At 72.1% G+C, this 12547-nt stretch carries 13 protein-coding genes; 3 read left to right on the top strand and 10 right to left on the bottom strand.

The window, feature by feature from the left end; all coding sequences use genetic code 11:
• Positions 1-12: 12 nt before the first annotated feature.
• The 6 genes from AB0F01_RS06015 to AB0F01_RS05990 form a co-directional block, all read right to left on the bottom strand.
• Complete coding sequence (locus AB0F01_RS06015; RefSeq protein ID WP_362092431.1) at positions 13-99, bottom strand: putative leader peptide; 87 nt, start codon at positions 97-99, stop codon at positions 13-15.
• A gap of 215 nt (positions 100-314) precedes the next feature.
• Positions 315-620 (bottom strand): DUF4229 domain-containing protein, encoded by a 306-nt coding sequence (locus tag AB0F01_RS06010; protein WP_362090412.1) that lies wholly within the window; start codon positions 618-620, stop codon positions 315-317.
• 106 nt (positions 621-726) lie between these two features.
• Positions 727-1275 (bottom strand): GNAT family N-acetyltransferase, encoded by a 549-nt coding sequence (locus tag AB0F01_RS06005; RefSeq protein ID WP_362090410.1) that lies wholly within the window; start codon positions 1273-1275, stop codon positions 727-729.
• A 273-nt stretch (positions 1276-1548) separates the two neighbouring features.
• The gene (gene mqnE, locus AB0F01_RS06000; RefSeq protein WP_362090408.1) at positions 1549-2712 is read right to left on the bottom strand and encodes an aminofutalosine synthase MqnE; all 1164 of its coding nucleotides are present in this window, start codon (positions 2710-2712) and stop codon (positions 1549-1551) included.
• Between the two features lie 92 nt (positions 2713-2804).
• Positions 2805-3263: an Lrp/AsnC family transcriptional regulator gene (locus AB0F01_RS05995; protein ID WP_362090406.1), complete on the bottom strand. Its 459-nt coding sequence runs from the start codon at positions 3261-3263 to the stop codon at positions 2805-2807.
• 142 nt (positions 3264-3405) lie between these two features.
• A complete protein-coding gene (locus AB0F01_RS05990; RefSeq protein WP_362090404.1) occupies positions 3406-4089 on the bottom strand; it encodes a UbiX family flavin prenyltransferase in 684 nt (227 codons plus the stop codon).
• A gap of 161 nt (positions 4090-4250) precedes the next feature.
• Between AB0F01_RS05990 and AB0F01_RS05985 the strand changes: the two genes are divergently transcribed.
• Positions 4251-4865, top strand: coding sequence for a rhomboid family intramembrane serine protease (locus AB0F01_RS05985; RefSeq protein ID WP_362090402.1), 615 nt, complete (start codon positions 4251-4253; stop codon positions 4863-4865).
• A gap of 218 nt (positions 4866-5083) precedes the next feature.
• On the opposite strand, the gene mqnP is transcribed toward AB0F01_RS05985, so the two are convergent.
• Together mqnP and AB0F01_RS05975 are read right to left on the bottom strand one after the other, a co-directional pair.
• Complete coding sequence (mqnP, locus tag AB0F01_RS05980; RefSeq protein ID WP_362090400.1) at positions 5084-5989, bottom strand: menaquinone biosynthesis prenyltransferase MqnP; 906 nt, start codon at positions 5987-5989, stop codon at positions 5084-5086.
• Positions 5986-7443: a menaquinone biosynthesis decarboxylase gene (locus tag AB0F01_RS05975; protein ID WP_362090398.1), complete on the bottom strand. Its 1458-nt coding sequence runs from the start codon at positions 7441-7443 to the stop codon at positions 5986-5988. The genes mqnP and AB0F01_RS05975 overlap by 4 nt, the downstream gene beginning before the upstream one ends.
• Before the next feature lie 86 nt (positions 7444-7529).
• On the opposite strand from AB0F01_RS05975, the gene AB0F01_RS05970 reads away from it, so the two are divergent.
• Both AB0F01_RS05970 and AB0F01_RS05965 read left to right on the top strand, forming a co-directional pair.
• Positions 7530-7919 (top strand): PLD nuclease N-terminal domain-containing protein, encoded by a 390-nt coding sequence (locus tag AB0F01_RS05970; RefSeq protein ID WP_362090396.1) that lies wholly within the window; start codon positions 7530-7532, stop codon positions 7917-7919.
• 222 nt (positions 7920-8141) lie between these two features.
• Positions 8142-9395, top strand: coding sequence for a hypothetical protein (locus AB0F01_RS05965; protein WP_362090395.1), 1254 nt, complete (start codon positions 8142-8144; stop codon positions 9393-9395).
• A 243-nt stretch (positions 9396-9638) separates the two neighbouring features.
• On the opposite strand, the gene ccsB is transcribed toward AB0F01_RS05965, so the two are convergent.
• Entirely contained in the window at positions 9639-10709 is a 1071-nt protein-coding gene (gene ccsB, locus AB0F01_RS05960) for a c-type cytochrome biogenesis protein CcsB (protein ID WP_362092428.1), read from the bottom strand.
• A 74-nt stretch (positions 10710-10783) separates the two neighbouring features.
• Positions 10784-12544: a cytochrome c biogenesis protein ResB gene (locus AB0F01_RS05955; protein ID WP_362090393.1), complete on the bottom strand. Its 1761-nt coding sequence runs from the start codon at positions 12542-12544 to the stop codon at positions 10784-10786.
• Positions 12545-12547 lie beyond the last annotated feature (3 nt).

Below are 12547 nucleotides of genomic sequence, written 5' to 3'. Positions count from 1 at the left end.
TGGTGCGGGTCGTCAGGGACGACAGGTCGCGGTGGTCACCCGGCAGAGGTCCACGTGCAGGCGTGCCACGAGCGGAACGCTCCGGGGCGTGGGGAACACGGCTGCTGACTTCACCCCGTGACCGTAGCACCTGAACTTTGAGACTCTCAAAGCCTCGCTTTGAGAGGCGGGCGCCGCACACCGGCCCCACAACGCAAAGCGCCCCGGTGTCCTGGTGGTTCAGGGACCGGGGCGCTCGGCGGCGGGTGTCCGCCTGTGACGGACGCAACGCGTCCGCGACGGCGGAGGGGGCGCGGAGGGGCCGCGCTCGGGGGTCAGGAGGTCTGGGCGCGGCCCTCGCCGCGGGCGGCGTCGTCGGCCGCGTCCTCCTGGTTGCGGTGGGCCTCCAGGTTGGCCTTGACGCGGTCGACCTTCCGCACGATGCCCTCGGAGGCGACGTCCCGCTGCTTGCGCAGGGCGACGAAGCTGATGGGGGCGGAGAGCACCAGGGCGAGCAGGACGATCCACAGGCCGTTGGAGTCGCCCAGCCCGCGCGGGGCGAGGCCCGAGTAGACGAGGCCCCAGACGACCACGAGGCAGCCCACGAAGATCCCGAGGCGCATCAGCGTGTAGCGGAGCATCAGATCCACTCTTCCGTGTTCGGACGGCCGGAACGTCCCTTATGGAACGTCCTCCAGTGAAGCACGGGCGGGGAGGGATCTTGCACGGGGGTGGGGGCGGTGCGGCTCAGGTGAGCGGCAGGAGCATGACGATGTCGTCGCGGTCGTCGCCGGGAGCCACCCGGATCGCGCCGGGGATGCGGCCGACCTCCTTGTACCCGCAGGACGCGTAGAAGCGTTCCAGGCCGAGGCCGCCGCGGCAGGTGAGGCGGATCGCCTCGATGCCGTCGAAGCCGCGGGCCGCGCGTTCGGCGGCGGCCAGCAGGTCGCGGCCGTATCCCTTGCCCTGGTGGCGGGGGTGGACCATCACCGTGTACAGCCACAGCCAGTGGGTCATCAGGCGGTGGGTGTTGAAGGTGAGGAAGGCGGTCGCGGCCACCCGGCCGTCCTGGTCGTGCCCGACGAGGAGACGGGAGCGCCCTTCGTCCATGGCCACGAACTGGCGGACGAGTTCCGGCCGGATCCGCTCGCGGTCCGCGGGCGGCACGAAGCCGACGGCTCCGCCGGCGTCGGTGACGTCGGCCCACAGGTCGAGCATGCCGTCGCGCAGGGCGGGGGTCACCGGCGGGTCGAGCGTGAAGGTGAGGGGCGCCGGGCGAGCGGAGGTAAGCGGCATGAGGCGATGGTAACCCTTACCTCTGGGCGTCCGCCGGGACGTTCAGGTCGGCGACGACCCCGCGGAGGGCGCCCTCCCGGTCGTCCGCCCGGAGCACCGCCGATGCGGGAGCCCGCCGACGCGGGAGCACCCGGACACCGGCCGCCCCGGGGGCCGTGGAACCGGTCCCCGAGGACGGTGCCGCGCGGCCGAGGACGGAAACGCCCGGCCCGGGACGGGTCCCGGCCCGGGCGGGGCTCCCGGCCAGGGCGGGGCGCGCGGCGCGGGGCGGGCTCAGACCCGCATCGGCTGCGGCGACTCCCGGCGGGCCGGGTCGGGGCCGTCGTACTCCCGGATGATCTCGTAGCGGGTGTTGCGCTCCACCGGGCGGAAGCCGGCGTCCCGGATGAGTTCCAGCAGGTCCTCGCGGGTGAGCTTGTCCGGGGTGCCGAAGTTGTCGGCGTCGTGCGTGATCTTGTACTCGACGACCGAGCCGTCCATGTCGTCGGCGCCGTGCTGGAGGGCGAGCTGGGCGGTGTTGACGCCGTGCATCACCCAGAAGACCTTCACGTGCGGCACGTTGTCGAACAGCAGGCGGGAGACGGCGAAGGTCTTCAGCGCCTCGACGCCGGTGGCCATGGAGGTGCGGGCCTGGAGCCGGTTGCGGACCTTGCCGTCCTTCATGTCGACGAAGTCGTGCTGGTAGCGCAGCGGGATGAAGACCTGGAAGCCGCCGGTCTCGTCCTGGAGTTCCCGCAGCCGCAGCACGTGGTCGACGCGGTGGCGCGGCTCCTCGATGTGGCCGTAGAGCATGGTGCACGGGGTCTTCAGACCCTTCTCGTGCGCCAGCCGGTGGATGCGGGACCAGTCCTCCCAGTGGGTGCGGTGGTCCACGATGTGCTGCCGGACCTCCCAGTCGAAGATCTCCGCGCCGCCGCCGGTCAGGGACTCCAGCCCGGCGTCGATCAGCTCGTCGAGGATCTCCGAGGCGGACAGGCCCGAGATGGTCTCGAAGTGGTGGATCTCGGTGGCGGTGAACGCCTTCAGCGACACCTCCGGCAGCGCCGCCTTCAGCTCGCGCAGCGAGCGCGGGTAGTAGCGCCACGGCAGGTTGGGGTGCAGGCCGTTGACGATGTGCAGCTCGGTGAGGTTCTCGCCCTCCATCGCCTTGGCCAGCTTCACCGCCTCCTCGATGCGCATCGTGTAGGCGTCCTTCTCGCCGGGCTTGCGCTGGAAGGAGCAGTAGGCGCAGGAGGCGGTGCACACGTTCGTCATGTTGAGGTGCCGGTTGACGTTGAAGTGCACCACGTCGCCGTTGAGCCTCGTGCGGACCTCGTGCGCCAGCCCGCCGAGCCAGGCCAGGTCGTCCGACTCGTACAGCGCGATGCCGTCCTCGCGGGTCAGGCGGACGCCCGCCCTCACCTTCTCCTCCAGCTCACGCTTGAGCCCGACGTCCATGCCGACACCTTTCTCCTGAGACAGATCTCGCCCACCGTACTCCCCCGCCGTCCGGGCCGAGGGCCCCCCGGACGGGGGTGCTCCGTGCCCGGCTACGCCTCCTCCTCGGGCAGCTCGCCGACGCGGTTCTCCCACTTGGTGGAGAGCACGATGGTGGTCCGCGTCCGGGAGACCCCTTTGGTGCCGGACAGCCGGCGGATGATCCGCTCCAGGCCGTCCACGTCGGCCGCCCGCACCTTGATCATGAAGGAGTCGTCCCCGGCGATGAACCAGCAGTCCTCGATCTCCTGGAGGTCCTTCAGCCGCTGCGCGACGTCCTCGTGGTCGGCGGCGTCCGAGAGCGAGATGCCGATGAGCGCGGTGACCCCGAGCCCGAGCGAGGCGGAGTCGACGGTGGCCCGGTAGCCGGTGATGACGCCTGCCGCCTCCAGCCGGTTGATGCGGTCGGTGACGCTGGGTCCCGACAGGCCGACGAGACGCCCCAGCTCCGCGTAGGAGGCCCGGCCGTTCTCTCTCAGAGCCTGGATGAGCTGCCTGTCCACCGCGTCCATTGCGATCGAAGCCTTCCGCTGAAGAGGTCGAGAAGTTCTGGAGTTCTGCGAGGGGTGAGGGGAGGGGAGAGAGGATGGGGAGGGGAGGAAGGGGGGAGCGGGCCCGGGTGTGCCGGCCGGGCGGGGTCGCGCGGTGCGGCGGTCAGTGGGTCCTCGACCCACCGCCGAGTTCGCCCTCCCAGCGGCGGTAGAGCCGGTGCTCGACGCCCGCCGCGTCCAGGACCCGCCCGGCGACGAAGTCCACCAGGTCCTGGATGTGCGTCGCGCCCGCGTAGAACGCCGGTGAGGCCGGCAGGACGGTCGCGCCCGCCTCGTCCAGGGCGACCAGCTGGCGCAGGGTCGGGCCGGCCAGCGGCGTCTCCCGCACGGCGACGACCAGCGTGCGCCCCTCCTTCAGGGTCACGCTCGCCGCCCGTTGCAGCAGGTCCTTGGACAGTCCGAGCGCGACCCCGGCCACACAGGCCGTGGAGGCGGGCACGATGAGCATGCCCTTGCTCGGGTACGACCCCGACGACGGCCCCGCCGCCAGGTCGCCCGCCGGCCAGTAGCGCACGCCGTCGAGGTCCACGGCGAACGTGTCCGGCTTGCCGTCCGCCCCGCGGGACAGCCATTGCCGCAGGTCGTCGCGCCAGTGGGCGTCCCGGAAGGAGACCCCGGTCTCGTCCAGCAGGGTGAGCCGCGAGGCCCGGCTGACGACGAGGTCGACGCTCTCCCCGGCCAGGAGCAGCGCTCGCAGAACAGCGGCCGCATATGGCGTGCCGGAGGCCCCGGACACCCCCACGATCCAAGGTGTTCTGGTCGTCTCTCCTGGCTTGAGATGGTTCACGACACCGAGCCTATCCGGCGGCGGTGAACGGGAACCGTTCCAGGGGGCTGTGGGAACCCCTCCGAAGGGCCCGTGGCGACCGTTCCGGGGGGCCGTGGGAACCGTTCCGGGGGGCCCGCGCGTTGTTCCGGGACGGACGGGCGCGGCGCGTGGGGGTGATCATGTCCGGTACGGGTCGGCAGTTCTCCGGCGGCGAGCGGGCGAAGACGGCGGCCGTGGTGATGGTGGCCTGGGTGGCCCTGCTGTGGGTGCTGGAGGTCGTCGACGTGGCGACCGGCCACGCCCTGGACACCTTCGGCGTGCGCCCGCGCACCTCGGGCGAACTGGTCGACGTCGTCCCCTCCGCCTTCGTGCACTTCGGCTTCGGACACGTCGCCGCCAACAGCGTGCCGCTGCTGGTGTTCGGCTTCCTCGCCGCACTCGGCGGGCTGCGCCGCTTCGCCGCGGTGTGCGCGCTGATCATCGTCTGCGACGGCCTGGGCGTCTGGCTGATCGCCCCCGCCCACACCAACACGGCCGGCGCCTCCGGCCTGATCTTCGGCCTCTTCGGCTTCCTGGTGTGCAGCGGCTTCGTCGAGCGCCGCCCGCTGGGCGTGGTGGCCGGCGTCCTCGTCGCCGCGGTGTGGGGCGGATCCATCCTGGCGGGCATCGCCCCCGGGCAGGCCGGCGTCAGCTGGCAGGGCCACCTCATCGGGCTGCTGGCGGGCATCGCCTCGGCGTTCCTGTTCCGGCGCCGGCCGAACAGACCGGCGGGCGCGGCGACACCCGGCTTCTGACACCGCCGCCGGGCCGTACGCGCGCCGCACACGCCGTCGCAGGGGCCGTACGCACGCGTCCGCAGGGGCCGTACGCGCCGCCCGGCCCGGGATCGGCGACGGCCCGGCGCGGCCCCGGTCCGGCGTGCGGTCGACCGCACCGCCCGGCCCCGTCACCCGGCCGGGTGACGGAGGCGTACCGACGTCCCGGAGGGCCCGAGGGCCGGGGAGCCGGGCCCCTACGGGGTGAGCCCCCGCACCAGCAGGTCCAGCAGCGCGCACACGAACAGCGCGATCCCGATGAAGCCGTTGACGCTGAAGAACGCCCGGTTGAGCCGGGTCAGGTCGTGCGGGCGCACGATGGTGTGCTCGTAGACGAAGGCTCCGGCGACGATCAGCAGCCCCAGCCAGAAGAAGGCCCCGGCGCCGGTGAGGACCGCGTACCAGGCGAAGAGGGCGGTCGTCACGACGTGGCAGGCGCGGGCGCCCCAGATGGCGGCCGGGACGCCGAAGCGGGCCGGCACCGACCGCACGCCGATCTCGCGGTCGGCGTCGACGTCCTGGCAGGCGTAGATCAGGTCGAAGCCGCCGATCCAGATGCCGACCGCGAGCCCCAGGACGACCGCTTCCCACGACCAGGAACCGGTGACGGCCAGCCACCCGCCGATGGGCCCCATCGCCTGTGCGATCCCCAGGATCGCCTGCGGGAAGTCCGTGAACCGCTTCCCGTACGGGTAGACCACCATCGGCACGATCGCCACCGGCGCCAGCGCCAGGCACAGCGGGTTGAGCAGGGCCGCCGCGCCCAGGAACACCGCCAGGGCGATGAGCGCGCCCGTCCAGGCGTGCTTGACCGACATCGCGCCGGTGACCAGCTCGCGGTGGGCGGTGCGCGGATTGCGGGCGTCGACCTCGCGGTCGATGATCCGGTTGGCGGCCATCGCGAAGGTGCGCAGTCCCACCATGGCGAGGGTGACCAGCAGCAGCTCCACCCAGTGGATGGTCCGGTCCCACTCGTACATCGCCGTGAGCCCGGCGATGTACGCGAAGGGCAGCGCGAACACCGAGTGCTCGATCATCACCAGGCGCAGGAACGCCTTGGTCCGCCCCGGTTGCCGTGGCAGCGCGGCGGAGGCAGAGGTCACAGTCCGTACTCCTTCCACCGGCGGTCCACCTTGGCGGCCGTCTCCGGGTCGGACTCCACCATGTCGGGCCAGCCCCCGTCGCGCGTGTACCCCTCCTCGGGCCACTTCTTCGTCGCGTCGATGCCCGCCTTGCCGCCCCAGAACTGCTGGTACGAGGCGTGGTCGAGGTGGTCGACGGGGCCCTCGACGAGGCTGAGGTCACGGGCGTAGTCGGTGTTGCCGAGGGCCCGCCAGGCGACCTCGTGCAGGTCGTGCACGTCGCAGTCGGCGTCGACGACCACGATCAGCTTGGTCAGCGACATCATGTGGGCGCCCCACACGGCGTGCATGACCTTCTGCGCGTGCTTGGGGTACTTCTTGTCGATCGAGATGATCGCGCAGTTGTGGAAGCCCCCGGCCTCGGGCAGGTGGTAGTCCACGATGTCCGGGATGATGATCTTCAGCAGGGGCAGGAAGAAGCGCTCGGTGGCGCGCCCCAGCGGACCGTCCTCCGTCGGCGGCCGGCCGACCACGATGGACTGCAGCAGCGGGCGCTTGCGCATCGTCACGCAGTCGATCTTCAGTGCGGGGAACGGTTCCTGCGGGGTGTAGAAGCCGGTGTGGTCGCCGAAGGGCCCCTCGGGGAGCATCTCCCCCGGCTCCAGCCAGCCCTCGATGACGACCTCCGCCTGCGCGGGCACCTGGAGCGGGACCGTCTTGCAGTCCACCATCTCGATCCGCTTGCCCTGGAGGAAGCCCGCGAACAGGTACTCGTCGATGTCGCCGGGCAGCGGCGCGGTCGAGGCGTAGGTGACGGCCGGCGGGCAGCCGAAGGCGATGGCGACGGGCAGCCGCTCGCCGCGCCGGGCGGCCACCTGGTAGTGGTTGCGGCTGTCCTTGTGGATCTGCCAGTGCATGCCGATGGTGCGCTTGTCGTGCCGCTGGAGGCGGTACAGGCCGAGGTTGCGGATGCCCGTCTCCGGGTCCTTGGTGTGGGTGAGCCCCAGGTTGAAGAAGGAGCCGCCGTCCTTGGGCCAGGTGAACAGCGCCGGAAGCTGCTCCAGGTCCACGTCGTCACCGGTGAGCACGACCTCGTGCACGGGCGCGTCGCCGGACTTCACCTTCTTCGGCGGGACGTGCGTCATCGAGCCCAGCTTGCCGAACGCCTCCCGGACGCCGACGAAGCCCTGCGGCAGCTCGGGTTTGAGCAGTCCGCCGATCTTGTCGCTGATCTCGGAGTACGACTTCAGCCCGAGCGCCTTGAGCAGCCGCCGGTCGGTGCCGTACACGTTCATCGCGAGCGGCATGCTGGCGCCGCGCACGTTCTCGAAGAGGAGGGCGGGGCCGCCGGCCTTCTGCACCCGGTCGACGATCTCACCGACCTCCAGGTGCGGGTCGACCTCTGCCTTGATCCGCTTGAGGTCGCCCTCGCGCTCCAGCGCCCTGAGCAGGGAACGAAGATCGTCGTAAGCCATGGGGTCAAGTATCCCCGAGCGGTTACCCTGGCCCTGTACCTGGGGGCTGTGCCGATGTCCCCACGACCCCTTCTCTGGAGAGGCCCATGCTCCGGGTGCTGATGTTCCTCGTCCCGCTGGCTCTGAGCATCTACGCGTTCATCGACTGCATCAGCACGAAGGACGAGGACATCCGTCACATGCCCAAGCCGCTGTGGGCGATCCTCGTGCTGCTGTTCCCGCTCGTGGGCTCCATCTCCTGGATCATCGCCGGCAAGAAGCGCCACCCCGCGGGCGCGCCCGGCTCCGGCGGCTCCCCCTGGGGCTTCGGCGGCGGCAGCAGGCAGCAGTGGGTGGCCCCGGACGACAACCCGGACTTCCTGAAGTCCCTGAACGACGACAAGCCGGCCAAGCCGGCCAAGCCGGCCGAGGACACCCAGCGGGCCAAGGACCTCGACGAGGACGGCGACAAGGACAGGCAGGACCGCGGCGACTGACCCGCGCCGCCGGACGGACCACGCTCCCCCGGCTCCGGCCGGACGCGCCTCCTGCCCGCGCCCGCCCCTGCCCGCCGCCACCTCCCCGCCGCCACCTCCCTGCACCCCTGCCGGGACCGGGAAGGGACCGGCGTCCCTTGTCTGCCGGGGGCACCGGTGGCTGACGTGAGGTGAGGTCCGGCAGGCTGGCGGCGGCACCGGCCATGGGCGAACGGGGGCGGTTTGAGGCAGGTACTCGTCTTCCGCTGGACCGTGGCGCTCGGGCTGCTGCTGATCGCGGTGTCGTTCGGCGTGTGGTGGACGGCCCGCACGCCCGAGCTGGAGCAGGTCGACCTGCTCGTGCTGCACGAGGAGGCGGACGGGACCTGCGAGGTGCAGTGGGGCGATCCGTTCGGCCCCGGCACCCGCGAGGCGCCCTACCGCTGCGACCCCGAGCGGGACCCGCTGCTGAAGGCGCCCGAGTACCGGCCGGGTACGGACATCGGCTGGGAGACGGGATTCGTGATCGCCGAGGGGGCGGACAAGGGCGAGCTGTACTCGGAGGAGAAGCACGACGGCAGCGGGGCCGTCCTGGTGTCCGACGTGCTGGTCACCGCGGGCGTGCTCCTGACGTTCGTCGGCGTCGCCGGCGGCGCCGTCCGGTCCGGCACCCGGGTGAGCGGCGTGCGTCCGGGTGTGCTGCGCCGGGCGGAACGTCTGCGGGCGGCGGCCGAACGGGTCGCGGGGGACCACGCCCGGGCGGTCCGGGCGGTCCGGGACGCCTGGGAGCCCGTGCACCGGGAGGCGGTCCGGGAACGCCTGGACCGGATGCCGGCCGGGACGCTGCGGCGGGCCGCCGGAGTACGGAGGGTGCCGGCCGACGTGTGGAGGAGCAGCGGCCTGCACACGGTGCGGGACGTGCTCGACGCCGGGGCGTGGGGCGTCGCGCACGCCACCCGTCTGGGGCGTCGCCCCGCGGAGAAGGTGTGGGAGGCCGCCCGGCGCAGGGCCGACGACGTGGAGGCCGACACGGTGGTGCGCCTGGACCCCGACCCGCTCGACCCCGGCACGGCACGGCTGTTGAACGCCCTCCGGGTGCTGGTGGAGGCCGGGCCCGCGGCGCGTGAGGCGGCCGGCGAGGGCGCGCGGCTGGCCGGGCGACTGGAGCGGCTCCTGGCGGATGCCGCGCCCGCGGCCGGCCGGCGGCAGATGCTGGACGCGTGCCCCGAGGCGCGCCACCTGGCTCCACTGGCGGTTACCGAGTTGCGCGGCATCCTGGACGCGGCCGGACGGGCGCGCACCGCCGAGCGGTTCGCGCAGGCGTCGGTCGACCTGCTGAGGGGCGCGGACGCGGATCCGGCGGCGCTGGCCGCACGCGTCGACTTCGCGTCCCGGCCCGCCGTGTACTACGGCCTCCTGGCGGAGGCCGTGGGCTCCGGCAGCCTGGCGGAGGTCGTGGGCACCGGCAGCCCGGCCACACCGGGTCCGGGGCGTTGAACGGACGTCGTCCCGGGTACGAGTGACGGCCCGTCCGGTGCGCTCCGGGCGGGCCACGGCCTTCCCGCGCCCGGGGCCCGCACCCGGGCGTCCTCCGCCCCGGGCCCCCAGGGCCCGACGGGCCGGCCCATCCCCGGCGACGGCGGTCACCGTGACGCGGCGGGGTCACCGCGGGCGGCCACGGCGAAGGCCGGCCCCCGTGACCGTGGTCACGGCGAACCGGCCCTCGAAGCGGCGGCGGGATCAGAACCCGACGGCCGCCAGCGCGCCCAGGCCGACGTCGGCGTAGGAGTGCTTGCCGGAGACGAAGATGTTGACGCCGTAGTAGTTGAACAGCCAGCAGCCGAAGGCGGCGAGGGCCAGGTAGGCGGCCTTGCGGCCCTTCCAGCCGGCGGTGGCGCGGGCGTGCAGGTACCCGGCGTAGGCGACCCAGGTGATGAACGACCAGGTCTCCTTGGGGTCCCAGCCCCAGTAACGGCCCCAGGCGTCGCCGGCCCAGATGGCGCCCGCGATGATCGTGAACGTCCACAGCGGGAACACGGCGGCGTTGACCCGGTAGGCGAACTTGTCCAGCGAGGCGGCCGACGGCATCCGTTCCAGGACGGAGGTCGCGAAGGCGCCGGGCTTGCCGCCGTTCACCAGCTTGTTCTCGTACGAGTCCTTGAACAGGTACATGATCGTGCCCATGGCGCCGACGTAGAAGACCGCGCCGCACAGGATCGCCGTCGAGACGTGGATGTACAGCCAGTACGAGTGGAGCGCCGGGACCAGCTGGTCGCTCTCGGTGTAGAGGACGGTGACGGCGAGCCCGAGGTCCAGCAGGACGGCGGTGGTCAGGAACAGGCCGACCCAGCGCACGTTCTTCTTCAGCGCCAGCAGCAGGAGGTAGATGCCGACCGCGGTGGTGGAGAACGTGATGTTGAACTCGTACATGTTGCCCCACGGCGCCCGCTCCACGGACAGCGCGCGGGTGAGGACCCCGCCGACCGCGAGCAGGAACGCGAGCACCGTGAGGGAGACGGCGATCCGGCCGTAGAGGTCGCCCTGCTCGTCCCCGCCGTGGGCGCCGGGGCCGTCCGGCACGTCCCGGGTGCCGGAGGCCGCCCGGACGGCGACCTGGGGCCGCTCCAGCACGGCGGTCCCGCCGCCCTGCCGGACGGTGACGGCCGGGCCGCTCTTCCTTCCGGCGGCGGGGGTGAGGGCGGAGGCAGTGCGGGCGACCTTGCTGCGGCTGCCGAAGATCCACTCGGCGATGTACGCGAAGAAGGCCAGGGTGTAGACCGCCATCGCCGAGTAGATGAGCACGTTGCTCATCTCGGCGAGGCTCTCGTTGTTGGCGGCGGCCAGCTGCGTGGCAGCCCCGGCCAGGTCGGTTGCGGCGGCGGAAGTCACTGCTTCTCAGCCCCTTCGGCAGGTTCCACTTCGGAGTCGGATGCGGAGTCGGAGGCGGCGGGTCCGGCGGAGGCCGCGGACCCCTCGGGTGGGTCGTCCGGTCCGGGGACGCCCGGGGCCCGGTCGTAGAGGACGTCCGCGAGGTCGCCGAGTTCCTCGGGCACCTTGGCGGACTCGCTGCGGCCGAGGCCGCCCATCTCGACGACGGTGACGCCGTCGGCGCCCTGCACCGCGCGCACCCACACGCGACGGCGCTGGATGAACAGGGAGCCGGCGAGGCCGCCGATCGCGACGACGGCACCGCCCAGAGCCCAGCCGCCGCCCGGCTCCTGGACGATCTGGAAGCCGGCCCACTCCTTGACGTCCTTCTCGAAGGTGACCGAGCCGGCGCCGTCGGGGAGGGTCATGGTCTCGCCGGGCGTCAGCATCTGCTTGAACAGCTCGCCGTCGGCGTCCTTGAACTCCTCCATCTTCGTCTTGTCCATCTGGTACACGCTCTGCGGGATGCCCGAGTCGGCCTTCAGGTCGCCGTGGTACGCGGACAGCGCGAGCACCGGATAGTCCAGGGCGGGGAACTGCGACAGCATCGTGCCGCTGGCCGAGCCGCCGAAGGTGGGCACGAAGAAGGCGTTGAAGCCGAGCTGCTCCTTCTTGCCCTCGGGGTTGCGGTAGCCGTCGAGGACCTTGACCACGCCGGAGGAGGTGACGTTGCCGTCCAGCGGCAGCAGCGGCACGGCGCTGCGGTAGACGACCTCGCCCTTGCCGTCGCGGACGGTGACCACGGGGGCGTAGCCGTGGCTGACGAGGTAGACCTTCGCGTCGCCGATCTCCAGCGGCTTGTTGACCTTGACGGTGGTGGTCTTCTCCTCGCCGTAGGCGCCCTCGCTGTAGGTGAGGTCGGCCTCGTAGGTGCGCGGGGTGCCCTTGTTGGGGCCGCTGCGCTCGTAGGTGCCCTTGAAGTCCTTCACCGTGAAGCTGAACGGCTCCAGGTCACCGACGTCGAAGAGGTTGCCGGACTTGAAGTCGTCGTACTGCGGGAGCGTGTTGGAGAAGCCGTCGCCCTCGACGATCAGCTTGTTGCCCTCGGACTTGAACAACTGTCCCCAGGCGAAGGCGACCAGCATCACGATCAGCGCGATGTGGAAGGTCAGGTTGCCGACCTCGCGCAGGTAGCCCTTCTCGGCGGCGACGGCGTCACCGGCCACGTGGGCCCGGAAGCGGCGCTTCTTCAGCAGGGCCAGGGCGGCCTCGCGGACCTCCTCGGGCTCGGCCGCGGTGCGCCAGGTGGTGTGCGCGGGCAGCCGGTCCAGCCGCCGGGGGGCGCCCGGCGGGCGGCCGCGCAGCTGGCCCACGAACTGCCAGGTGCGGGGCACGATGCAGCCGATGAGGGAGACGAACAGCAGGATGTAGATCGCGGAGAACCACACCGAGCTGTAGACGTTGAACAGGCCCAGCTTGTCGTAGACCGGCGCCAGGACCTCGTGCTGTTCGCGGAAGTCGGCGACCCGGGTCTCGTCGATCCCGGTCTGCGGGATCAGCGAGCCGGGGATCGCGGCCAGCGACAGCAGCAGGAGCAGCAGCAGCGCCACCCGCATCGAGGTCAGCTGACGCCAGAACCAGCGGGCCCAGCCGATGACGCCCAGGGAGGGCAGGCTGGGCTGCTCCTCGTGGGGAGCGGTGGACAGCTGGGAGCCGGCGGCGCCCAGTTCCTGCTCGTCACCGGCCTTCGGCCCGGTGTCGGTCGTGGTGTCGCTCATGGG

The organism is Streptomyces sp. NPDC029526 (genome assembly GCF_040637405.1).
Classification (GTDB): Bacteria; Actinomycetota; Actinomycetes; order Streptomycetales; family Streptomycetaceae; genus Streptomyces.
Note: the sequence above shows the minus strand (reverse complement) of the source record. Positions and strands in the feature narration are given on the sequence as shown.